Annotated in this window: 24 protein-coding genes; 16 read left to right on the forward strand and 8 right to left on the reverse strand. The window is 71.6% G+C overall.

What is annotated here, in order from left to right; all coding sequences use genetic code 11:
- Positions 1 to 7 precede the first annotated feature (7 nt).
- From groL to FL583_RS01425, 5 genes are read left to right on the forward strand one after another with little or no spacing between them, the layout of a single operon-like run.
- Positions 8 to 1,657, forward strand: coding sequence for a chaperonin GroEL (gene groL / locus FL583_RS01405; protein ID WP_142702573.1), 1,650 nt, complete (start codon positions 8 to 10; stop codon positions 1,655 to 1,657).
- Positions 1,657 to 2,901: an Nramp family divalent metal transporter gene (locus FL583_RS01410; RefSeq protein WP_240746542.1), complete on the forward strand. Its 1,245-nt coding sequence runs from the start codon at positions 1,657 to 1,659 to the stop codon at positions 2,899 to 2,901. The genes groL and FL583_RS01410 overlap by 1 nt, the downstream gene beginning before the upstream one ends.
- 58 nt (positions 2,902 to 2,959) lie before the next feature.
- Positions 2,960 to 3,160 (forward strand): hypothetical protein, encoded by a 201-nt coding sequence (locus FL583_RS01415; RefSeq protein WP_142702574.1) that lies wholly within the window; start codon positions 2,960 to 2,962, stop codon positions 3,158 to 3,160.
- Between the two features lie 50 nt (positions 3,161 to 3,210).
- Complete coding sequence (locus tag FL583_RS01420) at positions 3,211 to 4,047, forward strand: hypothetical protein (protein WP_142702575.1); 837 nt, start codon at positions 3,211 to 3,213, stop codon at positions 4,045 to 4,047.
- A gap of 51 nt (positions 4,048 to 4,098) precedes the next feature.
- A complete protein-coding gene (locus tag FL583_RS01425) occupies positions 4,099 to 4,743 on the forward strand; it encodes a TetR/AcrR family transcriptional regulator (RefSeq protein WP_205751761.1) in 645 nt (214 codons plus the stop codon).
- Here the strand turns inward: FL583_RS01425 and FL583_RS01430 are convergent.
- Positions 4,671 to 4,934, reverse strand: a complete 264-nt coding sequence (locus tag FL583_RS01430) for a hypothetical protein (protein ID WP_142702576.1) — start codon at positions 4,932 to 4,934, stop codon at positions 4,671 to 4,673. The two genes, FL583_RS01425 and FL583_RS01430, sit on opposite strands and share 73 nt — an antisense overlap.
- A gap of 222 nt (positions 4,935 to 5,156) precedes the next feature.
- Here FL583_RS01430 and FL583_RS01435 point away from each other — a divergent pair, with 222 nt between their 5' ends.
- Positions 5,157 to 6,065 carry a helix-turn-helix domain-containing protein gene (locus FL583_RS01435; protein WP_142702577.1) on the forward strand — a complete coding sequence of 303 codons (909 nt, stop codon included), beginning with the start codon at positions 5,157 to 5,159 and terminating at the stop codon, positions 6,063 to 6,065.
- The gene (locus FL583_RS01440; protein ID WP_142702578.1) at positions 6,046 to 6,264 is read left to right on the forward strand and encodes a DUF397 domain-containing protein; all 219 of its coding nucleotides are present in this window, start codon (positions 6,046 to 6,048) and stop codon (positions 6,262 to 6,264) included. The genes FL583_RS01435 and FL583_RS01440 overlap by 20 nt, the downstream gene beginning before the upstream one ends.
- A gap of 122 nt (positions 6,265 to 6,386) precedes the next feature.
- Here FL583_RS01440 and FL583_RS01445 read toward each other — a convergent pair whose 3' ends face one another.
- Entirely contained in the window at positions 6,387 to 7,547 is a 1,161-nt protein-coding gene (locus FL583_RS01445) for a thiolase family protein (protein WP_142702579.1), read from the reverse strand.
- Between the two features lie 121 nt (positions 7,548 to 7,668).
- On the opposite strand from FL583_RS01445, the gene FL583_RS01450 reads away from it, so the two are divergent.
- The gene (locus FL583_RS01450) at positions 7,669 to 8,439 is read left to right on the forward strand and encodes an SDR family NAD(P)-dependent oxidoreductase (RefSeq protein ID WP_142702580.1); all 771 of its coding nucleotides are present in this window, start codon (positions 7,669 to 7,671) and stop codon (positions 8,437 to 8,439) included.
- 341 nt (positions 8,440 to 8,780) lie between these two features.
- A protein-coding gene (locus tag FL583_RS01455; protein ID WP_276611520.1) for an IS5 family transposase occupies positions 8,781 to 9,652 on the forward strand; the annotation gives its coding sequence in 2 pieces (ribosomal slippage) (positions 8,781 to 9,117 and positions 9,117 to 9,652; 873 coding nt in all).
- Between the two features lie 19 nt (positions 9,653 to 9,671).
- On the opposite strand, the gene FL583_RS01460 is transcribed toward FL583_RS01455, so the two are convergent.
- Both FL583_RS01460 and FL583_RS01465 read right to left on the reverse strand, forming a co-directional pair.
- Positions 9,672 to 10,325: a TetR/AcrR family transcriptional regulator gene (locus tag FL583_RS01460; RefSeq protein WP_142702581.1), complete on the reverse strand. Its 654-nt coding sequence runs from the start codon at positions 10,323 to 10,325 to the stop codon at positions 9,672 to 9,674.
- Between the two features lie 56 nt (positions 10,326 to 10,381).
- Complete coding sequence (locus tag FL583_RS01465) at positions 10,382 to 11,146, reverse strand: hypothetical protein (protein WP_142702582.1); 765 nt, start codon at positions 11,144 to 11,146, stop codon at positions 10,382 to 10,384.
- A gap of 273 nt (positions 11,147 to 11,419) precedes the next feature.
- Here FL583_RS01465 and FL583_RS01475 point away from each other — a divergent pair, with 273 nt between their 5' ends.
- Together FL583_RS01475 and FL583_RS01480 are read left to right on the forward strand one after the other, a co-directional pair.
- Entirely contained in the window at positions 11,420 to 11,932 is a 513-nt protein-coding gene (locus tag FL583_RS01475) for a DoxX family protein (RefSeq protein ID WP_142702583.1), read from the forward strand.
- An 81-nt stretch (positions 11,933 to 12,013) separates the two neighbouring features.
- A complete protein-coding gene (locus FL583_RS01480; protein ID WP_142702584.1) occupies positions 12,014 to 13,480 on the forward strand; it encodes a class I adenylate-forming enzyme family protein in 1,467 nt (488 codons plus the stop codon).
- 44 nt (positions 13,481 to 13,524) lie between these two features.
- Here FL583_RS01480 and FL583_RS01485 read toward each other — a convergent pair whose 3' ends face one another.
- Positions 13,525 to 14,688, reverse strand: a complete 1,164-nt coding sequence (locus tag FL583_RS01485; RefSeq protein ID WP_420843110.1) for an acyl-CoA dehydrogenase family protein — start codon at positions 14,686 to 14,688, stop codon at positions 13,525 to 13,527.
- 53 nt (positions 14,689 to 14,741) lie between these two features.
- A complete protein-coding gene (locus FL583_RS01490; protein WP_142702586.1) occupies positions 14,742 to 15,866 on the reverse strand; it encodes an acyl-CoA dehydrogenase family protein in 1,125 nt (374 codons plus the stop codon).
- Between the two features lie 96 nt (positions 15,867 to 15,962).
- Between FL583_RS01490 and FL583_RS01495 the strand changes: the two genes are divergently transcribed.
- From FL583_RS01495 to FL583_RS01515, 5 genes are read left to right on the forward strand one after another with little or no spacing between them, the layout of a single operon-like run.
- Positions 15,963 to 16,832 (forward strand): AAA family ATPase, encoded by an 870-nt coding sequence (locus FL583_RS01495; RefSeq protein WP_240746543.1) that lies wholly within the window; start codon positions 15,963 to 15,965, stop codon positions 16,830 to 16,832.
- Entirely contained in the window at positions 16,829 to 17,494 is a 666-nt protein-coding gene (locus FL583_RS01500) for an alpha/beta fold hydrolase (protein ID WP_170323432.1), read from the forward strand. The genes FL583_RS01495 and FL583_RS01500 overlap by 4 nt, the downstream gene beginning before the upstream one ends.
- Positions 17,495 to 18,931, forward strand: a complete 1,437-nt coding sequence (locus FL583_RS01505) for a VWA domain-containing protein (RefSeq protein ID WP_142702588.1) — start codon at positions 17,495 to 17,497, stop codon at positions 18,929 to 18,931. It abuts the gene before it with no gap.
- Between the two features lie 59 nt (positions 18,932 to 18,990).
- Positions 18,991 to 19,479 carry an FAS1-like dehydratase domain-containing protein gene (locus FL583_RS01510; RefSeq protein ID WP_205751762.1) on the forward strand — a complete coding sequence of 163 codons (489 nt, stop codon included), beginning with the start codon at positions 18,991 to 18,993 and terminating at the stop codon, positions 19,477 to 19,479.
- An 11-nt stretch (positions 19,480 to 19,490) separates the two neighbouring features.
- Positions 19,491 to 19,901 carry a MaoC/PaaZ C-terminal domain-containing protein gene (locus tag FL583_RS01515; RefSeq protein ID WP_142702589.1) on the forward strand — a complete coding sequence of 137 codons (411 nt, stop codon included), beginning with the start codon at positions 19,491 to 19,493 and terminating at the stop codon, positions 19,899 to 19,901.
- Between the two features lie 42 nt (positions 19,902 to 19,943).
- On the opposite strand, the gene FL583_RS01520 is transcribed toward FL583_RS01515, so the two are convergent.
- Together FL583_RS01520 and FL583_RS01525 are read right to left on the reverse strand one after the other, a co-directional pair.
- Positions 19,944 to 20,381: an ArsR/SmtB family transcription factor gene (locus FL583_RS01520; protein ID WP_170323433.1), complete on the reverse strand. Its 438-nt coding sequence runs from the start codon at positions 20,379 to 20,381 to the stop codon at positions 19,944 to 19,946.
- A 115-nt stretch (positions 20,382 to 20,496) separates the two neighbouring features.
- Positions 20,497 to 21,291: an enoyl-CoA hydratase/isomerase family protein gene (locus FL583_RS01525; protein ID WP_142702591.1), complete on the reverse strand. Its 795-nt coding sequence runs from the start codon at positions 21,289 to 21,291 to the stop codon at positions 20,497 to 20,499.
- Positions 21,292 to 21,294 lie beyond the last annotated feature (3 nt).

Consider the following 21,294-nt stretch of genomic DNA (forward strand, 5'->3'; position numbering starts at 1 on the left):
TTTGGAAATGGCCAAGGACCTGCGGTTCTCGAAGGACGCCCGGGTACTGCTCGAAGCCGGAGTCAACGCCCTCGCCGACGCGGTGAAGGTGACGCTCGGCCCGAAGGGCCGGAACGCGGTGATCGAGAAGCTCACCGGACCGCCCACGATCACCAACGACGGCGTGACGATCGCCCGGGAGATCCAGCTCCGCGACCCGTTCGCGAACATGGGCGCGCAGCTGGTCAAGGAAGTCGCGATGAAGACGAACGGGGTCGCCGGCGACGGCACCACGACCGCCACCGTGCTGGCCCAGGCGCTGGTCCGGGAAGGGCTGAAGGCGGTCGAGGCCGGGGCGAACCCGATGTTCCTCAAGACCGGCATCCAGAAGACGGTGGCGGCGCTCGTCTCGGCGCTGCGCTCCTCGGCGGTCGAGATCTCGAGCGTGCAGGAGCTCGCCCACGTCGCCACGCTGGCGGCGAACAACGACCCGGAGATCGGCGAGATCATCGCTCGCGCGATGCACCGGGTCGGCCCCGGCGGCGTGGTGACGGTCGACGAGTCGGCGACGTTCGGCCTGGACGTCGACTTCGTGGACGGCGTGGAGCTCGACCACGGGTTCATCTCGCCGTACATGGCCACCGACAAGCAGCGGATGGAGACCGTGTTCGAGCGGCCGTACATCCTGCTCACCAACGAGCGGATCACCCAGATCCAGACGCTGATGCCCATTCTCGAGCAGGTCACCAGGGCCCAGCGCCCGCTGGTGATCTTCGCCGAGACCGTCGACGGGCCGGCGCTGGGCATGCTGGTCGCCAACAACGTCCACGACACGTTCCGCAGCGCGGTCGTCCGCTCGCCCGGGTTCGGGCACCGGCGGCTGGCCGAGCTGGAGGACCTGGCCGCGATCACCGGCGGCGCGGTCGTCACCGGCGACGCCGGGCAGGACCTCGCGTCGCTGCGCCTCGACCAGCTCGGCACCTGCGACCGGATCACGATCACCGAGTCGTCGACGACGATCGTCGGCGGCGCCGGGGACGAGGGCCAGGTGTCGGCGCGGATCGAGCAGATCAAGAGCGAGCTCGAGCGCACCGACAACGAACACGACCAGGACCACCTCCAGCTGCGCATCGCCCGCCTCTCGGGCAGCGTCGCGGTGATCCACGTCGGCGCCGCCACCGGCGTCGAACTGAAGGAGCTGCAGCACCGGGTGGAGGACTCGCTCTCGGCGACCCGGGCCGCCATCGAGGAGGGCGTCGTCGCCGGAGGCGGCGTGGCGCTCGTGCACGCGGGCCGGTCGATCGGGTCGCTGGACCTGAGCGGGGACGCGGCCCTGGGCCGCGACCTGGTGCTCCGGGCGCTGGCCGAGCCACTGCGGTGGATCGCGATCAACGCCGGGTACTCCGGGGAGGAGGTCGTCGCGCGGGTGTCCTCCCTGGACCCGGGGCAGGGGTTCAACGCGCTGACCGGCGAGTACGGCGACCTGGTCGCGGACGGGGTCATCGACCCGCTGAAGGTGACCCGGTCGGCGCTGCAGAGCGCGGCCTCGATCGCGGCCCTGCTGCTGACGACCGAGACGCTGGTCGTCGAGGAGATCGTCCAGAACCCGGGGGCGATCGTCGCGCCGGGCTTCGGTGACCTGGCCGAGGGCATGGTGCGGCCCTCGAACATCTACTGATGTTCATGCGCCGGGAGCCGGGGCCTCTGGTCCTGGCGGTGCGGGGCCCCGGGCCGGTGCGGGTCGCGAACGGGCCTTCGCGGACGGTGGTGCGTTACCTCGGCCCCGCGTTCGTCGCGGCGGTGGCGTACGTCGACCCGGGCAACCTGGCCACGAACGTCACCGCCGGGGCCTCGTACGGGTTCACGCTGCTCTGGGTGATCGTCGTCGCGAACCTGGCCGCGATGCTCGTCCAGTACCTCTCCGGCAAGCTGGGCATCGCGACCGGGCTCAGCCTGGCCGAGGCGTGCCGGGAGCGGTACCCGAAGCCGGTGTCGGTGGCGCTCTGGCTGCAGGCCGAGTTCGTCGTGATCATGACCGACCTGGCCGAGGTGGTCGGCGGAGCGGTCGCCCTGAACCTGCTGTTCGGGGTGCCGCCGACCGTCGGTGCGGTGCTCACCGTGGCCGGGATGCTGGTGATCCTGGCCGCCCAGCAGCGGGGACGGCGTCCGTTCGAGGCGGTCATCGCGTCGCTGCTCGGGGTGCTGGTGGCCGCGTTCGCCTACCAGACGCTGCGGGCCGGGGTCTCGCCGGCCGAGGCGGTCGGCGGGCTGGTGCCCCGGTTCGCCGGGACCGACAGCGTGCTGCTGTCGGTCGGGATCGTCGGCGCGACCGTGATGCCGCACGCGATCTACCTGCACTCGGCGCTGACCCAGTCCCTGCGGGCCCGCGGGTCCCGGGCGCGGAAGGTCGCGGTGCGGGCGACGCTGGTCGACGTGGTGCTCGCGCTGGCGATCGCCGGGTCGGTGAACGTGGCCATCCTGCTCGGTGCGACGTCGCTGTCGTCGGCGTCTTCGCTGGAGGAGGCGTACGCGGGCTACGGGGGCGCGACCGCGGCGGTGTTCGCGACCGCGCTGCTGGTGTCGTCGCTGGCCGCCTCGGCGGTGGGCGTCTACAGCGGGCAGGTCGTCATGCAGGGGTTCATCCGGCGGTCGATCCCGCTCTGGCTGCGCCGGTCCGTGTCGGTGCTGCCCGCGCTGGTGATCCTGCTGCTCGGCGTGGATCCGACGAGCGCGCTGGTGCTGAGCCAGGTGGCGCTGTCGTTCGGGGTTCCGTTCGCGATCTTCCCGCTGCTGGGGTTCACCGGGGACCGGCGGTTGATGGGTGACCTGGTGAACCGCCGGGCGACGCGGTACGCCGGCTACGCGGTCGGCGGCCTGATCGTCGGGCTGAACGCCTATCTCGTGTCGGCTGTACTGCTCTGAGACGGGGTGTGGGCCTGATCGAGTCGCGGCGATCGGGCTCACATCCTTGGAGGTTCGGATGGCTCCCTGGATCACTGCCGCCGTGTTCATGGCCGCGATCGCGGTCTGGCTGGGCGTCGCGTTGCCGGGCGTGGCCGACGCGCTGCCGGCCCGGCTGGCCGGGCGGGCCCGGTGGTGGCGGCGCTGGGCCTGGACGGTCGCGGCCGGGTGCGGTGCGGCCGGGTGCGGCGCGTCGGCCGCCGCGCTGCTGCTGTGTTGAAATTCGTGGAACCGATCGGTTCGCGCTAGCGTCCTATCACCATGGGCACAATGCGGATTATTCGGACAGCACTTCTCGGCCTGGCGCTCCTCGCGGCCGGCTGCGGCGCCCCGGCGACCGCCGAGGTCGAGGCCTCGGCCGGCCCGGAGGTCCCGTCGGACGACCTGGTGCTCCGGGCCGAGTACACCGGTGGGTTCGTCCCGCCGCAGTTCACGTACAGCCGGCTCCCCACCGTCAGCGTCTACGCGGACGGCCGGGTGATCACCGAGGGCCCCCAGATCACGATCTATCCCGGCCCGGCGCTGCCGAACGTGCTGGTCCGCACGATCAGCCGGGCGTCGATCGACCGTCTCGTCGCCAGTGCCCGCCAGGCCGGCGTCGGCAAGCCGTTCGACTACGGGACCCCGGGCGTCGCGGACGTCCCGACCACGCGGTTCACGCTGGTCGACGGCGGGAAGCGGTCCACGTCGGAGGTGTACGCGCTGGGGACGAACGACGAGTGGGACCGGCAGCTGGCCGCGGCCCAGCGCGCCGCGCGCGCCCGGATGCGGACGCTCTTCAGCACGCTCACCGACGTCCGCGGCACCGGCGAGGACCGGCCGTACCGGCCGGACGCGGTCGCGACGATCGTCCGCGCCTACACCCCCGGCGGCGAGGGCCGTCCGCAGCCGGCTCGCGCCTGGCGCGGCGCGCCGCTCCCCGGCCCGGTGGTCGGCCCGGCCGACCTGCACTGCCTCACCGCGACCGGCGCGGTGGCCGACCGCGTTCTGGCCGACGCCGCCGAGGCCAACACCGAGACCCCGTGGACGTCCGGCGGCCGCCAGTGGTCGCTCACGTTCCGCCCGCTCCTGCCGGACGAGTCCGGGTGCGGCTCACTGGGCAGGTAGGGCGTCCTGGCCGTGGCCGGCGGGTGAGCGTGCTCGCGTAGCATCGGCGCCGTGGCGTCCAGCGATCCCCGAGCCCGCCGGTCACGGTCGGCGCTGGAGAGTGCGCTGCTGGAGCTCATCGCCGGCAGCGACCTCGCCCAGATCTCCGTCTCCGACCTCACCCGCCGGGCCGAGGTCAACCGCTCCACGTTCTACGAGCACTACACCGACGTCCACGACCTGGCCGCGTCGGCCTGCACCGGCCTGTTCGACGAACTGGTGACGAGCCTGCCGTTCGCCGACCGGCGCCTGGCCGACGAGCCCGTCCCGGCCGACAACCCGCTGGTCCCGCTGTTCAGCCACGTCGCCAGGCACGCGGCTCTCTACCGCTCGCTGCTCGGGCCGGACGGCAGCGCCCGGGTGATCAACCACCTGCTGCACCGCCTGCGGGCCTCGACCAGGGCGAACCTGCAGCTCGCCGACGAGCGCCTCGCCGACGACCACACCGACGGCCTGATCGCCGGCGCGATCCTCGCGGTGATCGTCGACTGGCTGCACGACGACGACCGGACGACGTCGGACGAGCTGGCCGCGGCCGTGTGGCCGCACCTGGTCGCGACCGCGCTGCTGCACGGCCCGCCGTCCTACGCGGATTCGCGCTCGATCTCGCCGCGCGCCTCGGCCAGCAACACCAGTTCAGCCCAGCTGCGCCGGTAGCACGCCCACTCCACCGGATAGACGTGGGTGGCCGAGCCGCAGTACGCCGGGTTCTCCGGGTCCACGACGTGCTCGGCGACCAGTAGCCGGGCCGTTTCGACGTCGTCGCTCACGTAGCTCCGGTGCCATCCACCGGTCGTCTCGCTGATCCACGACGCGCGCTCGGCCGGTTCGCCCCGTCGTCCCGCCATGCTGATCGCTCCCGTCCGTCCGGACCTCCACTTGTGACACACCGTTCGGGTGATCGCGCGGCAGGCCCGTTTCCTGAGAATGAACTGCAATCGCAGAATGGGCAAGCTACAAACTGCCCCAACGCAATACCAGTTCTCGCACTCAATAAACAGACCCAAAATGCAAGACTGCACCAGGACGCCGAATTGCTGTGTGGGTCGCCGGACGAAGGGACTTCCGTCGTGGACGAGGTCAGCCCCACGCTTGCTCGGCGCATGCTCCTCTCGACGCTGCAGCGCCTCCACAAGGCCGACGGGCGCTCCACCGACCTGATCGGCGCCGAGGTGGGCGTCGACGGTTCGACGGTGGCGCGCTGGCTGGCCGGCGGGAAGCGCAAGCTGCGGGCGCACGAGATCCGCGGGCTGTGCGAGGTCTACGGCGTCGACGAGGACACGAAGAACCAGCTGGTGCGGCTGGCCCAGGACGCCGGCAGCCGGAACGTCACCCAGCGGCTGTCGTGGTTCGCGACCTACCAGTTCGGCATGTTCCTCGACCTCGAACGGGACGCCCACCGCGTCGTGACGTTCGAGTCCACAGTGGTACCCGGTCTGCTGCAGACCGAGGGGTACGCCCGCGAAGTCATCCTCGCCGGGGCGCCGGCCGCCGAACTGAACGAGGCGGACGTCCAGGAGCGGGTGCAGTTACGCATGGAGCGTCAGAAGGTGCTGCGCCGGGACCGCCCGGCGGAGCTGCTGGCCATTCTCGACGAGGCGGTCATCCGTCGCCCGATCGCCGACGCGGACGCGATGCGCGCACAGCTGGCGCACCTGCTCGAGATGGCCGAAAGGCCGAACGTCACGATCCAGGTCATCCCATTCTCGGCCGGACCGCACGCAGCCGCGGCGACCGGCCCCTTCGTCCTTTTGTCGTTCGACCATCTCGGGGAGGTGCCCGGGGAGATCGCCTATGGCGAGAACCCGGCGAACGCCCTGTACATGGAGACAAAAGAGGAGACGGACCGGTATCGATCTGTTGCCGACCATTTGCTCAGTCAGGCACTGAGCCCGGAGGCGTCAGCGGAGATGATCGCCGGTGCGATGAAGGAACCCGTAACACCCGAGGAGGAGAGGGATGACCCATCTAAGCCCTGATCTGGACGTGCGCCGGGCTCGCTGGCGGAAATCCGTGCGCAGCGGCACGAACGGCAATTGCGTGGAGGTCGGCACCGCGAGAGCGGCGATCGGCGTCAGAGACACCAAGGACGACGGACGCGGCCACGTGCTCGCGTTCACCCGCCCGGCCTGGTCCGCGTTCCTCGACGGGTGCAAGGCCGGCGAGTTCGACCGCTAGGACCGGCGGGGACGCCCGACGAGACGGGGACGCCCGACGAGAAAGGGACGCCCGGTGAGACGAGGGCGGCCGGCCCATCCGGAGTATCGGCCGGCCGCCCTCGGCGTGTCCACCTTAGACCTTCAGACCTCGAGGACCAGCGCGCCACCCTGTCCGCCGCCCGCGCACATCGCGGCGACGCCGATGCCACCGCCGGTGCGCCGCAGCTCGTAGATCAGCGTGTTGACCATCCGGGCGCCGGAGGCCGCGATCGGGTGGCCCAGACTGCAGCCGCTGCCGAAGAAGTTCACTCGCTCCTCGTCCAACCGGAAGTGTTTGCAGGCCGCGACCGGAACCGAGGCGAAGGCCTCGTTGATCTCCCAGAGCTTCACGTCGTCGGTCGACAGACCGGCGCGGTCGAGGACCTTCTCGATCGCCCGGACCGCGCCGACGCCGGTGCGGGCCGGCTCGACGCCGACCGACACCCAGGCCCGGATCGTGGCGAGCGCCTCGAGACCCTGGTCGGAGCCGGCCACCGTGACCGCGGCGGCCGCGTCGTTGACCCCGCTGGCGTTGCCCGCGGTGATCGAGAAGCCCTCGATCTCGGGGTGCAGCACCTTCAGGCTGGCCAGCTTCTCGGCGCTGGTGTCCCGGCGCGGGTGCTCGTCGACCGCGAACTCGACGACCGATCCGTCGAGCGTCGAGACCTTGATCGGCACGATCTCCTCGGCGAACTTGCCGGCGTCGATCGCCGCGATCGCGCGCTGGTGGGAGCGGAGCGCCCAGGCGTCCATCTCCTCGCGGGTGATGCCGAACTCCTGCGCGCTGTTCCAGCCGACGGTGATCGACATGTCGGTGTTCGGCGCGTCCGGCGTGTTCGGGTGCGTGCCCGGGTACCAGGGCTCGACCTGGTCGACGGTGCCGGGGACGCGCCGGCTGAGCCGGGGCGAGAGCGACGACGAGTTCACCCCGCCGGCGACGACGACCTTCTCCATCCCGCTGGCCACCCCGGCCGCGGCCAGGCCGATCGACGAGAGGCTGCCGGTGCAGTGGCGGTTGACCGCGATGCCGGGCACGTCGGTCATCCCGGCGACGACGGCGGCGTAGCGGGCGAGGTCGCCCCCGCCGTAGAGGGACTCGGCGAAGATGACGTCGTCGACCCGGGCCGGATCGATGCCCGACCGGCGGACGGTCTCGGTGAGGATCGCGGTCGCGAGGTCTTCGGCGGGCGTCTGCGCGAGCGTTCCCTTGCGCGCGGTGCCGATCGCGGTGCGGGCCGCGCTGACGATGACGGGCTGCGCCATGGTCACCTTCCCTTCGAATCCCTGTGGGCGGTGTAACTGTAGCGTTTACCGGTGAGCCAACAGTAGGCTGCGGGGAACGCGTCGAGAAGGTGTGCTGCACCACAGGTTCAAGGGAGACAGCGTGGAGCTGAGCGGATCATCTGCCCTGGTCGTCGGCGGAGCGGGAGGGTTCGGCGCGGCTACCGTGCGACGGCTGCACGCGGCCGGGGCCCGCGTCGTGATCGCGGATCTCCAGGAGGAGAACGGCAAGGCGCTGGCCGCCGAGCTCGGCGAGAACGCGCTGTTCGTGCACACCGACGTCACCAGCGAGGAGTCGGTGGACGCGGCGATCGCGTCGGCGGTGGAGATGGGTCCGCTGCGGGCGAACGTGATCGTGCACGGCGGGCCGGCCGCCGGGAAGCGGATCGTGAACCGGGCCGGTGAGCCGTACCCGGTGGCGACGTTCCGGCGGACGGTCGAGATCTTCCTGGTCGGCACGTATCACGTGCTGAGCAAGGCGGCGGCGGCGATGTCGAGGAACGAGCCGCTCGACTCGGGCCAGCGCGGGGTCGTGATCACGACCGCGAGCATCGCCGGGTTCGAGGGGCAGGTCGGGCAGTCCGACTATTCGGCCGCGAAGGCCGGGGTCATCGGCATGACGCTCACCGCCGCGCGCGACCTGGCGCCGGCCGGGGTGCGGGTCATGTGCATCGCGCCCGGCGTGTTCTTCACGCCCGCGTACGGGTCGATGACGCGCGAGGAGGCGGAGGCGAGGTTCGGGAACAACATTCCGAACCCGAAGCGCCTGGGTGAGCCGGACGAGTACGCGCGGTTGGCGCTGTCGATCGTGGACAACGACTACCTGAACGGAACGACGATCCGAATCGACGGAGCCCAGCGGTTCAACATTTAGGGGTACTGAAGGAGAGCCGGGTCGGGGTCTCGCCCCCCGACCGCTCGCCGATCCCTTCTCGAGGGGCGGAAACGCGGCCGGACCGCCGACGGCGGCGGCCACCGCCTCGCCGGACGCGCCCACCGAGTCCCAGGGGATCGAGACCTCGTCGAGCGGCGGTACGAACCGTCCATCCGCGTTCGGCGACGGGGAGACGGATCGTTCGGCCCGGGCCGCCGTGCGGTTCGCTCGCTTCCTCCGCGACCGGATGTCACGGCACGGCACGCCCTTGCCCGGCGCTCGCGCACAGCGTCGGGGGCGCTAGAGCGTGTTTGAGAAGCCGGTCGCTCGTTGGGTGATGTGTGGCTCGTGGTGATCTGACTAACGCCGAGTGGGACGTCTTGTCGGCGGTGTTGCCGCCGGCGAAGCCGGGCGGCCGCCCGCCGCGTCCGCGGCGGCAGGTCATTGACGGGATCCGGTGGCGGGTGAGGACCGGTGCTCCGTGGCGTGACCTGCCCGAACGCTACGGACCCTGGGAGACTGCGTATGGGCTCTTCCGGGACTGGCAGCGTGACGGGACCTGGACACGGATCGTGTCCGATCTGCAGTCTCGGGCCCAGGCGCGGGGTCTGATCACCTGGGACGTGTCGGTTGACTCGACCGTGGTCCGGGCCCACCAGCACACCGCTGGCGCTCGTCAAGGGGCAGCGAACAGAAACAACCGCCGGGAGGGTGCACCGCAGAGCCCAACGACCATGGTCTGGGACGGTCACGCGGCGGGCTGAGCACCAAGATCCACCTCGCCGCCGAGGCCGGGCAACGGCCGCTGGCGCTGCTGATCACCGCCGGACAGGCCGGTGACGCCCCGCAATTCCAGCCGGTCCTGGACGCCATCCGGGTGCGCGGCCGGGCCGGACGGCCGCGCACCCGGCCGGCGCGGGTACTGGCCGACAAGGCCTACGGATCCCGCGCCAACCGCAGCTACCTGCGCCGACGCGGGATCCGCGCCACCCTTCCCGAACCGGCCGACCGGATCAGCCACCGCAAACGCCGCGGCCGCAATGGCGGCCGACCACCGGCCTTCGACCTTGAGACCTACAAGCAGCGTCATGCTGTCGAGTGCGGGATCAACCGCCTGAAGCGCTACCGCGGCGTGGCCACCCGATACGACAAACTCGCCGTCCGCTACCTGGCCACCCTCCTGATCGCCGCGATCAACCAATGGCTGCGCTGACCAGCAACCCAAACAGGCCCTAGGCGGCTCCGACGTCCTCTTGGTCTTCGGCGGGGGTGAGCAGCGGGCGGAGGCCTCGGATGATGTTCGTGATACCGAACTCGAGCTCGGCCGACGGGTCGGCGGTGGCACCCAGCGGCGCCTGGCGACCCTTGCGCTGCACGAGCAGGAACCCCTGCGTGTAGACCGACAGTGTGAAGAACGCGTGCTGCGCGAGCGCGTCGGGCACGCCGGCGGCGGCGAGCGCGTCCAGCAGCTCCTGCTTCCGCGCCCACGACCGCGAGCCGGCGCCGTCGTCGTCGGCCGCGTCGATCTGGCGGACGATCAGGTCGCAGGCCAGGTCGTCGCCGGCCAGCAGGCGGTGGAAGTCGAGGAAGAAGTTCGCCAGCTGCGCTTCCCAGTCGTCGCCGCGCAGCGGCGGCATCCGCTCGTAGAACGAGCTCAGCGCGGCCTCGGTCATGGCCGCGACCAGCTCGCGCTTCGTGCGGAAGTACCAGTAGATGCTCGTGACCCCGACGTCGAGGTGCGCGGCGAGCTGCGGGATGCTCCACTGCTCGACCGGTACGTCGCGGTAGAACGCGAACGCTCCGGCGATGATGTCGGACGGGTTGATCGAGCCGCGGGGCCGGCGTGGGCGCGCCGGCTTCTCCGCTTTACCCGCTGGGGACGGCATCTGGGGACCTCCTCGCATCCGACCGGTAAAGACTACCGGAAGGTTCGCGGGGAGGGTCAGTGGCGCACCGCCTGGGACGTCTGCAGGATCGGGCGGCCGCTCGGCGTCCGGATCTCGGTGACGGCGTGGCCATGCGTGGGGCCGGCCGGCCCTCGCGGTCCGACGCGCCCGATTGCGCCGCCTCCCTCGCCGACGAAGGCGATCGTGGACGCCAGGACGCCGACGGATCGGGCCTGGACGGATTCGGCCGGGTACGCGGTGCAGCCGGGGGGCATCGTGGTGGCTGCGCCGAGGTAGGCGAGCAGCGCTCGGCGAGTGGTCGGGTCCAGCGGCGTTTCCGGCTGCTCGTCGGCCAGCAGTGCGGGTAACCCGCCCGGCACGATCCCGGCCGCCCGGATCTCCTCGACCGCCAGAAGCGCCAACCCACACCCCGCCGCCCGCGACGCCCGCACCCCGCCCGCGGCGCTGGGGGCATCCGCCTCGGATTTCGCGTTCCGGGGAACGAGCATCACTACGGCTGAGCCGTGGAGGCGGCGGGGGCCCCGGGCCGAGTCACGCTGGGCCACGGTGAGCCGCAAGGTCAGATCCCCGGACGGCCCGGCCGCCAGCTCCTCCACCGCGATCCGCACCGACCGTCGCGCCGACGCGGCCACCCCCGCCGTCCACGACAGCATCCGCACCGCTCGTCCCGGTGCACTCCGCTCGGCCGCGGTCACCAGCGCCGCGACGAGCTGTGCGCTCGGGAACTCGGGCCACTCCGGGTCGGCCGCCATCGCCAGGAAGTCACCGGACCCGACCCGCCAGAGGTTCAGCGCGCGCACCAGCTGATCGACGCTCGGCGCCCGCCACCCCGCCCCCGCCCACACGGCCGCCCCCGCGGACGCCCCCGTCCGAACGCCTGCCCCCGCCCGAACGCCTGCCCCCGTCCGTATGCCTGCCCCCGCCCACGCAGCCTCAGGGCCGTCCACGAGATGCAGAACGGTCACCGCGACCTCCTTGCCGATCGGCTTGTGGACGGCGTAATTTCCGCCGGAGTCCAGTCACTCATATGATTAGATGATCGTCAACATTTCAACGCATTAGATCGGGGCACCATGGAGTGGGTCGATGTCGGTTTGCTGCTGATCCGGCTGAGCCTCGGCGTCACGCTCCTGATGCACGGCTGGAACCACTGGCACGGCGGCGGCAAGATCGCCGGCACCGCGGGCTGGTTCGAGGGCCTGGGCCTGCGGCCCGGCGTGATGCAGGCCTGGGCCAGCGTGGTGACCGAGCTGGCCGCGGGCGCGGGGCTGATCGTCGGCCTGCTGACGCCGCTGGCCTGCGCGGCGACGATCGGCGTGATGGCGGTGGCAGCGATCGTCGCCCACCGGCCGAACGGGTTCTTCGTCTTCCGCGACGGCTACGAGTACGTCGTGATGATCGCGGTCTTCTGCGCCGCGCTGGGAATCCTCGGCCCGGGCCGGATCTCGCTCGACCACGCGCTCGACATCCAGATCACCGGTCTCGCCGGTCTTCTCGTCGCGGTCCTGGTCGGCCTGGGCGGCACCGCGCTACTCCTCGCCACCACCTGGCGCCCGAACAAGAAGAAGACCGAAGTCCCGTCGTGACCCCCGCCGCAACACATTGACATTTGTCTAACAAAGTACTTAGCGTCCAGTCGATCCGACGGACGTATTGGCAGGAGCTCGATGAACCTCCTCACCCTGCTCGACATGTCGCTCGCCGGGCACGGCGACCGCGTGCTTCTCGGCCCCAGCGAATCCGGCCTCACCCCGGTCGACCTGCAGCAACGCGCCCGGTCCGGCGCCCAGCACCTGGTGGCCGCGAACGCGGAGACCGTCGTCTACCTCGGCGAGAACGGCCTCGGGTTCCCGATCGCTCTGTTCGCCGCGGCCATCGCGAACGTGCCGTTCCTCCCGCTGAACTACCGGCTGGCCCGCGAGCAGCTCGTGGACGTCGTCGAGGCGCAGAACCGCCCCTACGTGATCAGCGAGGACCCGTCGATCGCCGAGGGCGCGCACACCGTCGACGAGTGGCTGGCGCTGACGAAGGAGCCCGGCCCGGACGTCGCCCTGCCCGGCGAGCCCGACACCGACGCCGAAGCCGTGCTGTTGCTGACCAGCGGCACCACCGCGGCGCCGAAGAGCGCCGTGCTGCGCCACCGCCACCTGGCCGCGTACGTGCTCGACACGGTCGAGTTCAGCGGCGCGGCCCCGACCGACGCGGTCGTGGTCAGCGTGCCGCCGTACCACATCGCTGCGGTCGCGAACCTGCTGTCGAATCTCTACAGCGGACGACGGATCGTCTACCTCGACAAGTTCACCCCCGAGGGCTGGATCGACACGGTCGCCGAGCAGGGCGTCACGCACGCGATGGTCGTGCCGACGATGCTCTCCCGGATCGTCGACGCGCTCGAGGCAGGCACCGACGCCCCCACGACGCTCCGTTCACTGAGTTACGGCGGGGCTCCGCTCGCGCCGTCGATCCTGCAGCGTGCGCTGGCCCTCCTCCCCGACGTCGGGTTTGTGAACGCGTACGGGCTCACCGAGACGTCGTCGTCGATCGCGGTGCTCGGCCCCGACGACCACCGGACCGCGGCGGCCAGCGACGACCCGGCCGTCCGGGCGCGGCTCGGGTCGGTCGGGCGGCCGCTGCCGAGCGTCGAAATTCAGATCCGGAACGCCAGGGACGAGCCGGCCGCACCGGGCGAAGTCGGCGCGATCTTCGTCCGCGGGCCGCAGGTCGCGGGTGAGTACCGCCAGGGCGGCAGCCGGATGGACGCCGGGGGCTGGTTCCCGACCCGGGACGAGGGCTACCTGGACGCGGACGGCTTCCTGTTCGTCAAGGGGCGGTCCGACGACACGATCATCCGGGGCGGCGAGAACATCGCGCCGGCCGAGATCGAGGACGTGATCCAGCAGCTCCCGGGGGTGGCCGAGGCGGTCGTGGTCGGGATTCCGGACGAGGAGTGGGGCCAGCGGATCGGCGCGTTCATCATCCGGCGGCCGGGCGCCGATCTGAGCGAGGACGGGATCCGCGAGTACGTGCGCAGCGTCCTCCGCTCGTCGAAGACGCCGGACGTGGTGACGTTCGTCGACGAACTCCCCCGCACGCCCACCGGCAAGATCCTCCGCCGACAACTGATCGCGAAGTAGGCGCCGAGCGAACACGGACCGGGCCCGGTCCGTGTTCGCTCCCTTTACGCCCGGCCCTGCTTGACGTCCTTGAACGGCACGTCCCGGTCGGCGGCGAACTCGCGGGGCATCCCGAGTACCCGCTCGCTGATCACGTTGCGGGCCATCTCCGTGCTGCCGCCGCCCAAACTCCCGGCCTGCCGGTTCAGCGACAGCTCCCCGACCTCACCGGTCGCCCCGGTCACCGCCGCGCTCCCGGCGATGTCGACGCGGATGTCCGAGTCGCGCCAGTCCGTCTCCGCGTGCATCAACCGGGTCATCGACGCCGACGGGCCCGGCAGCGCGCCGGTCGTCAGCCCGATCGTGACCCGCCGGACCAGCGCCGACTGCACCAGATGGTTGGCCCGCGACTCCCCGATCAGCTCGCGCACGGCGACGTCGTCCAGCCGCCCGACCGACCGCGCCAGCCCGGCCAGCGACCGCGCGGCCGCGGCCGGGATGCCCCGCCCCCACCCGCTGACGTACGGCGAGCCGCCGCCCATCGACGTGCGCTCCCAGTACAGCTGCCGGGACGCCACCGCCCAGCCGCCGTTGACCTCGCCGACCACCGAGTCGGCGGGCAGCATCACGTCGTCGAAGAACTCCTCGCAGAACTCCGTCGAGCCGTTCACCTGCCGGATCCGCCGGATCGTGATGCCCGGGGTGTGCACCGGCACCAGGAACATCGTCAGGCCGGCGTGCTTCGGCACCGACCAGTCGGTGCGCACCAGGCAGAGCCCGTAGTCGGCCGCGTACGCGCCCGAGCTCCAGATCTTCGCGCCGTTCAGGATCCACACGTCGCCGTCCCGCTCGGCGCGGGTCGTCACCCCGGCCAGGTCGGAGCCGCCCCGGGGCTCGGACAGGAACTGCACCATCAGCTCGTCGCCCCGCAGGGCCCCGCCGATCCGGTCGCGCTTCTGCTGCTCGCTGCCCATGTCGAGCACGGTGGCGGCACAGATCGCCAGCGTCGGGACGTTGATCCGCAGCGGCATCTCGTAGCCCTGCGACTCGCGGTTGAACGCGTGCTGGTGCTCCGGCGTCAGGCCCAGGCCCCCGTACGCGGACGGGAACGCGATCCCCGCGAACCCGCCGTTCCACAGGATCTTCTGCAGTTCCTTCGTCCGGCTCCACGACGCGACGTCGTTCTCCGGGTCGTCCAGCGACGGATCCCGATCCTCGAGCCGGGGCATGTTCGCCGCGAGCCACTCCTTGGCCCGGATCCGGAACTCCTCCACCGAGCTGGTCACGCTGCCTCCCGCGAGATCACGATGTCGGCCAGAGCCCGCCGATGGTCCGACGGCGTCCCGTACAGGGCCCGGTTCACGGTCGCCCGGCGCAGGTAGAGATGGAGGTCGTGCTCCCAGGTGACGCCGATCCCGCCGTGCAGCTGGACGCAGTCCTGGATGATCGCCGTCGACTTCTCCCCGACGTACGCCCCGGCCGCCGCGACCAGCTCGGCCGCGTCGTCGGCACGGTTCTGCACCGCGGAACCGGCGTCCGAGACGATGCCGTGGATCGCCTCCGTCCACGTCTTCATGTCCGCGAAGCGGTGCTTGAGCGCCTGGTAGGACGCCAGCGGCCGGCCGAACGAGTACCGGTCGAACGCCCACGCGATCGTGAACTCCAGCACCCGGTCGACGGCGCCCGCCGTTTCGGCGGCCTGCAGCACCCCGGCGACCTGCTGCTGCCGCGCGACCGACTCCCCCGCCTGCCCTACCGTCCCCACCACTGCGGACGCCGGGACAGTCACGTCGTCGAGCCGCACCGCACCGAACCGGCGGACGAGATCCAGTGACGTCGTCGGCTCCACGGTCACCGCGTCCCGGGGCACCAGGAACTGCGTGAGCCCCTCGGGCGCCGCCGCGGTCACCAGGAACAGGTCGGCCTGGTCGGCCGATTCCACCCGGTCCTTGACGCCCGAGAGCACCCAGCCGTCGCCGTCCGGGGTCGCGGTCACGCCGGGTGCCGACGGCGCCCACCCGCCCCCGGGCTCGTACACCGCCCAGGTCGCGACGGCCTCACCGGCCAGCAGGCTCCCGACGGAATCGTCGTGCCCACCGGCGTCCACCAAGGCCGACAGCACGACGTTCACCGGGAGCAGGGGGCCGGGCGAGACGAGCCGGCCCATCTCCTCGGCGACGATCAGCAGGTCGAGGAGGCCGGCGTCGGAGACGCTGCCGCCGCCCTGGTCCTCCGGGACCAGCAGCGCGGTCCAGCCGAGCTCGGCGCCGCGGGCCCACCAGGCCCGGTCGAAGCTCTCCGGGCCGGTCGAGAGCTCGCGCACCTTCTCGAGGGACACCTCGGATTCGAGGAACTTCCTGGTCGTCTCCCGGAAGAGTTTCTGGTCCGGGGTGAGGTCAAAATCCATGAAACTCCTCCGGGGAAGGCCCGTCGGCTCCCTCTATGCTTTGACAGTTCTGAAATTATGCAGCAGTCCGGCCCGCGTCAAGCGTCGAGGAGCACCGTGGAACCGTCGTCACCCTTCACCTCCGCGCAGGACGTCGCCACCCGCTTACGGGCGGTCGACTACCTCCCCGACGACCGCATCGCCGGCACCGTCCACCTGGCCGCCCGGATGGCGAAGCCGGTGCTGGTCGAGGGTCCGGCCGGCACCGGCAAGACCGAGCTCGCGAAGTCGGTGGCGCGCACGCTCGGCGCCCGGCTGATCCGGCTGCAGTGCTACGAGGGCCTGGACGAGGCCAAGGCGCTCTACGAGTGGGACTTCCGCAAGCAGCTGCTGCGCATCCAGGCCGCCGGCGGCAGCTGGGACGACCTGCAGAGCGACCTGTTCGCCGAGGAGTTCCTGCTGGCCCGCCCACTGCTGGCCGCGATCAGGGCGCCGGAGCAGGTCGTGCTGCTGGTCGACGAGGTGGACCGGCTCGAGGTCGAGACCGAGGCGCTGCTGCTGGAGGTGCTGTCGGACTACCAGGTCTCGGTTCCCGAACTCGGCACGATCACCGCGTCGACCGCGCCGCTGGTGTTCCTGACCTCGAACGCGAGCCGCGAGCTGTCCGAGGCGCTCAAGCGCCGCTGCCTGTTCCTCCACCTCGACTACCCGGCCCCGGAGCGCGAGCGGGAGATCGTGCTGGCCCGGGTGCCCGGCATCTCCGAGCGGCTGGCCGGGCAGGTCGCCGACGTCGTCCGGTCGCTGCGGGCGATGGACCTGAAGAAGCGGCCGTCGGTGTCCGAGACCCTCGACTGGGCCCGCGCGCTGGTCCTCCTCCTGGAGGACGACGTCACCGATACGACCGTGCGGAACTACTTGCACGTGCTACTGAAGAACCAGAGCGACATCGTCAAGGCCACCGAAGCGTTCTCAGGGGTGTCCGCGTGACTGTTCTGCTGGTGCACGGGGCCGGGTCCACCGTCGATCACAACTTCCGCCGGCCGGGCTGGATCGACCTGCTCGAGGCCTCCGGCCGCGCCGTCGTCGGCTACGACCTGCCGGGCCACGGCGACGGGATCCCGCCGGCGTTGCCCGACGGCGGGGCGATCGTCGACGACCTGCTCGCCCGGCTCTCCGGGCCGGTGGACGCGGTGGGGTTCTCGGCCGGTGCGCAGTTGCTGGCCGGGGCGGCGTCGCGGGACCCGGCGCGGTTCTCGACGCTGGTGCTGCTCGGCGTCGGGAACGGGGTCCTGCACCCGAATCCGGCCGGGCCGTTGCAGCTGGCCGCGGCGATCGCCGACGAGGACGACACGAACACCACCGGGCGGCTGTTCCGCCGGATGGCCCGCTCGGCCGGGAACGACATCGACGGCGTCCGCCGGTATCTGCAGATCCCCAAGCCTCCGGTCGACCCGGAGCGGTTGGCCAAGGTCGACGCTCCGGTGCTGGTCGTGGTCGGTGACCGCGACTTCAACGCCCCGGCCGACGAGTTGGCCGCGGCCTTTCCGCGCGGTGAGCTGACCGTGGTTCCCGGGGCCGACCACTTCGGGCTGGCGTCGGACGTGCGGTGCCTGGACGCGGTGCTGAGCTTCCTCGATCGGCGGGGCTGAGTGCTCGGCACGGTGGAGTCGCTGGTGGCCGAGTTGCGCGCGGTCGGGCTGCCGATCGCGGTCAGCGAGCAGATCGACGCGGTGCGGGCGCTGGAGTACGTCGATCTCGGGCGGCGGGGGGACGTGCGGGTCGCGTTGCGTACGGCGCTGGTGAAGACGGCGGCGCACGAGCACGCGTTCGACACGGTCTTCGACCTGTTCTTCCGCCCGGTCCCGCCCGCCGCTCTCGCCGAGCCCGGCGCGTTCGTCGAGGCCGTCGACAGCGAGGGCGACGGAGACGGCGGGGGCGGGCGCGGCCGGGGCGGGCGCGGCGGGGCGCTGGCCGGGCTGGACGACGACGCGCTGCGCACGCTCGTCGTGGACGCGCTCCGCACGCAGGACACCGCGCTGCAGCGGGCGCTCGCGGCCGTGCTCGTCGACCGGCACGCGGACGTCCAGCCGGGCCGCCCGGTCGCCGGCACGTACTACCTGTACCGCACGATGCGCGCGATCGACGCCGACCGCCTGGTCACCGAACTCGCCGCCGCCGACGAGATCGCCGACCACGGCGCCGGCCGCGCCGCGCTCGGCGGGCGGTTGAGCCGGGAGCACGCCGAAGCGGCCGTGCAAGGGTTCCGGGTCGAGGTCGAGTCCGAGATCCGGCGGCGCCTGGTCGAGGATCGCGGCGCCGAGGCCGTCGCCAAGACGCTCCGCACCCCGCTCCCCGAGGACGTCGCGTTCCTCACCGCCTCGGCCGCCCAGATCGACCTGCTCCGGGAGAGCGTCGACCCGCTCGCCCGCGTCCTCGCCGCCCGCCTGGCCCGCAAACGCCGGCACCACCGCAGCAGCCGCCCGGACGTCCGGCGCACGATGCGGACCGCGCTCTCGACCGGCGGCGTCCCGGCGACGGTCGCCTACCGCCCGCCGCGTCCGCCGAAACCCCGCCTGGTCGTGCTGGCCGACGTCTCCGGCTCGGTCTCGACGTTCGCCGCGTTCACGCTGTACCTGGTCTCGGCCCTGCGGGGCGCGTTCGCGAGCGTCCGCACGTTCGTCTTCGTGGACGGCGTCGACGAGGTCACCGACCTGCTCGCGTCCGAACCCGACCTGGCCGCCGCCACCGCGCGGATCAACCGCGAGGGTCTCGGCGTCTGGCTCGACGGGCACTCCGACTACGGCCACGCGCTGGAGACGTTCGAGGACCGCTGGGGCGCCGAGATCACCGGCCGCACGACGGTCCTCGTGCTCGGCGACGCCCGCTCGAACTACCACGCCCCGCGGGCCGAGGTGGTCGGTCGCCTCCGGGCGTCCGCCGACCAGCTGTACTGGCTCAACCCGGAGCCGGCCGGGGCCTGGAACAGCGGCGATTCGGTGATCGGCGGCTACGCCCCACACTGCGACGAGGTGGTCGAGTGCCGCACGGTGCGCCAGCTGAAGGCCTTCGTCGACGCTCTGGGTTGACCGGCACCCGATCCAACCACTAGAAAGTTAGGCAAGTATCTAAGGAAACGGGAGGCTCGATGCGCACGAACGTGTCCGACGCCATGCGCGGCGCGCTCGGCAACCTGCTGTCGCGCCGGATCAGCTACCCGGTGTCCGAGTCCGACATCCGGCGCTGGGCCCTCGCCGTCTACTGGCCGCAGAAGCCGCCGCAGGCGTTCCTCGACGCAGCGGCCGCCCCCGAGGACTTCAACCCGTTCGCCTGGGCGTCGGCCGCGGCCGAGACGCCCGGCCGCACCGAGGGCGACGCCAACTCGGCCGACCGCACCGAGGTCATGGCCGGCGTCCCCGGACCGGGCCTGCAGTTCCAGCTCAACGGCGGGCTGGAGACCGAGTACGGGGCCCCGATCCGCCCCGGCGACGTGATCACCAGCGAGAACCGCCTCGACTCGTACTCCGAGCGCGAGGGCAAGCTCGGCCTGATGCTGTTCACGGTCACCGAAGACACCTGGACCAACCAGGACCGGGCCGTCGTGAAGCGCAGCCGCATGACGTTGATCCGGTACTGAGGAGAGCCCCGATGACTCAGACGAGCAAGGCCCCGGTCACCGTGGGCGAGGAGCTGCCGCCGTTCGTCCGGGAGACCGGCCTGGAGAACTGGAACCGCTACGCGGCGGTCAACGACGAGTTCGTGCCGATCCACATGGACGACGAGGCCGGTCAGGCCGCCGGGTATCCGTCCGCGTTCGGAATGGGCAACCTGCAGTGGTCGTACCTGCACAACCTGGTGCGCGACTGGCTCGACGGCCGCGGCCGGATCGTCCGGATCTCGTGCCAGTTCCGGGGGCCGAACCTGAAGGGCCAGACCGTCACCGCCCGGGGCGTCGTCGACGCGGTGAACGACGACGGCACCGTCGACCTGACGATCTGGACCGAGGACCAGAACGGCGGCAAGCTCGCGCCGGGCCGGGCCACCGTCGTCTTCGGCTAGCGAAAAGGGCCCCCGGTTCCGGGGGCCCTCCGCAGCGTGGAATCACCAGGTGAGCAGCGTGACCTCGGACTCGCGGCCCTCGTCACCGGCCGCCTGGCGCAGGCGCGCCGGAGCGGTGGTGGTGCTGCTGCGGCGGCGACGGATCGGCGTCGGCTTGTGCTCGAGACGACCGCTGTCGGCGACCGGACGCGGCTCGGGCGCCAGGGCCCAGACGTCGTCGATCAGGCCTCGCAGCACGTCGCGCCGCAGCGTGTAGAAGAAGTTCCGCCCCTGCTTGCGCGTCGAGATCAGACCGGCCTGGCTCAGAATCTTCGTGTGGTACGAGATGCTGGGCTTCGAGATCGGAAGCGTCTCTTCGAGCGTGCTGCAGGCCAGCTCGTCGACGGCCGCCATCTGCTGAACGATGCTCCAGCGGATGGGATCGCCCAGGGCCTTGAAAACCTCGGTCGCGCTCACCGCGCCGGCGGGAGGTGGAGTCACCAGAGTCTCCTCTTCTGTCTGGCTAGACTCCCTCGGCTAGCGCTCGACATTCATGGAACTATCAATATACTCCGTGGCGCTCGACCCCCGTCGAGCGGCGTGAGAGTTCGATAGTTCACAGGCCGCGGAAGTTCGGCGAGCGCCGGTGCCGCCGGGCCTCGATGCCCTCGTGCAGGTCTTCCGTCGTCATCGTCACCGGCTGGGCCAGCGCCTCCCACTGCAGCGAGGCCTCCAGGCCGTGGGCGGCCTGCTCGAGACCGGCCTTGGTCAGCCGGGTCGCGATCGGGGCGGCGCCGGCGATCTGCTCGGCGATCTTCAGCGAGTGGGCCAGCACGTCGTCGGCGACGCCGCCGATCAGCCCCCACTCGAGGGCCTCCTCGGTGAACACCTCGCGGCCCGTGTAGAGCATCTCGCGCGCCCGGGAGACCCCGACCGCCTCTTGGAGAAGCCAGGTCGCACCCATGCCGGCGTGCGTGCCGAGGTAGATGAACGGCGTGCTGAACATCGCGCCCGGGCCGGCGTACCGGAGGTCGCAGGAGAGCGCGAGGCAGACCGCGGCCCCGACGACCGGGCCGTTGATCGCCGCGATCACCGGGAACGGGAGCGACCGCGGGCGCAGCCAGGTGCGGTAGAACGGCAGCATCCGGTCGCGGAGCCGGTCGGTGGTGACGTCGTGCCCGGCCGCCTGGTCGAGCCAGGAGAGGTCGGCGCCGGAGCAGAACGAGCTTCCCGCGCCGGTGACGACCGCGACCCGGACGTCCCGGTCTTCCGCGACGTCCTCGATCGCGTCGGTCCAGGCCGCGGTCATCTCGCCGGTCATCGCGTTGCGCACGTCGGGCCGGTTGAGCGTCAGCAGCCGCACGCCCGGCGTCGGCTCGCTGATCACCACCGCGTCCATCTCTGCTCCCATTCC

Source organism: Cryptosporangium phraense (genome assembly GCF_006912135.1).
GTDB classification, from domain to species: Bacteria; Actinomycetota; Actinomycetes; order Mycobacteriales; family Cryptosporangiaceae; genus Cryptosporangium; species Cryptosporangium phraense.

Coding starts and splice junctions, on each gene's coding strand:
- FL583_RS01490 (WP_142702586.1), bottom strand. CDS start 15,866: ATGGATTTTGACCTCACCCCGGACCAGAAACTCTTCCGGGAGACGACC.
- FL583_RS01515 (WP_142702589.1), top strand. CDS start 19,491: ATGACTCAGACGAGCAAGGCCCCGGTCACCGTGGGCGAGGAGCTGCCG.
- FL583_RS01445 (WP_142702579.1), bottom strand. CDS start 7,547: ATGGCGCAGCCCGTCATCGTCAGCGCGGCCCGCACCGCGATCGGCACC.
- FL583_RS01480 (WP_142702584.1), top strand. CDS start 12,014: ATGAACCTCCTCACCCTGCTCGACATGTCGCTCGCCGGGCACGGCGAC.
- FL583_RS01430 (WP_142702576.1), bottom strand. CDS start 4,934: ATGGCGGGACGACGGGGCGAACCGGCCGAGCGCGCGTCGTGGATCAGC.
- FL583_RS01420 (WP_142702575.1), top strand. CDS start 3,211: ATGCGGATTATTCGGACAGCACTTCTCGGCCTGGCGCTCCTCGCGGCC.
- FL583_RS01460 (WP_142702581.1), bottom strand. CDS start 10,325: ATGCCGTCCCCAGCGGGTAAAGCGGAGAAGCCGGCGCGCCCACGCCGG.
- FL583_RS01475 (WP_142702583.1), top strand. CDS start 11,420: ATGGAGTGGGTCGATGTCGGTTTGCTGCTGATCCGGCTGAGCCTCGGC.
- FL583_RS01525 (WP_142702591.1), bottom strand. CDS start 21,291: ATGGGAGCAGAGATGGACGCGGTGGTGATCAGCGAGCCGACGCCGGGC.
- FL583_RS01510 (WP_205751762.1), top strand. CDS start 18,991: ATGCGCACGAACGTGTCCGACGCCATGCGCGGCGCGCTCGGCAACCTG.
- FL583_RS01410 (WP_240746542.1), top strand. CDS start 1,657: ATGTTCATGCGCCGGGAGCCGGGGCCTCTGGTCCTGGCGGTGCGGGGC.
- FL583_RS01485 (WP_420843110.1), bottom strand. CDS start 14,688: ATGCCCCGGCTCGAGGATCGGGATCCGTCGCTGGACGACCCGGAGAAC.
- FL583_RS01415 (WP_142702574.1), top strand. CDS start 2,960: ATGGCTCCCTGGATCACTGCCGCCGTGTTCATGGCCGCGATCGCGGTC.
- FL583_RS01440 (WP_142702578.1), top strand. CDS start 6,046: ATGACCCATCTAAGCCCTGATCTGGACGTGCGCCGGGCTCGCTGGCGG.
- groL (WP_142702573.1), top strand. CDS start 8: ATGGCCAAGGACCTGCGGTTCTCGAAGGACGCCCGGGTACTGCTCGAA.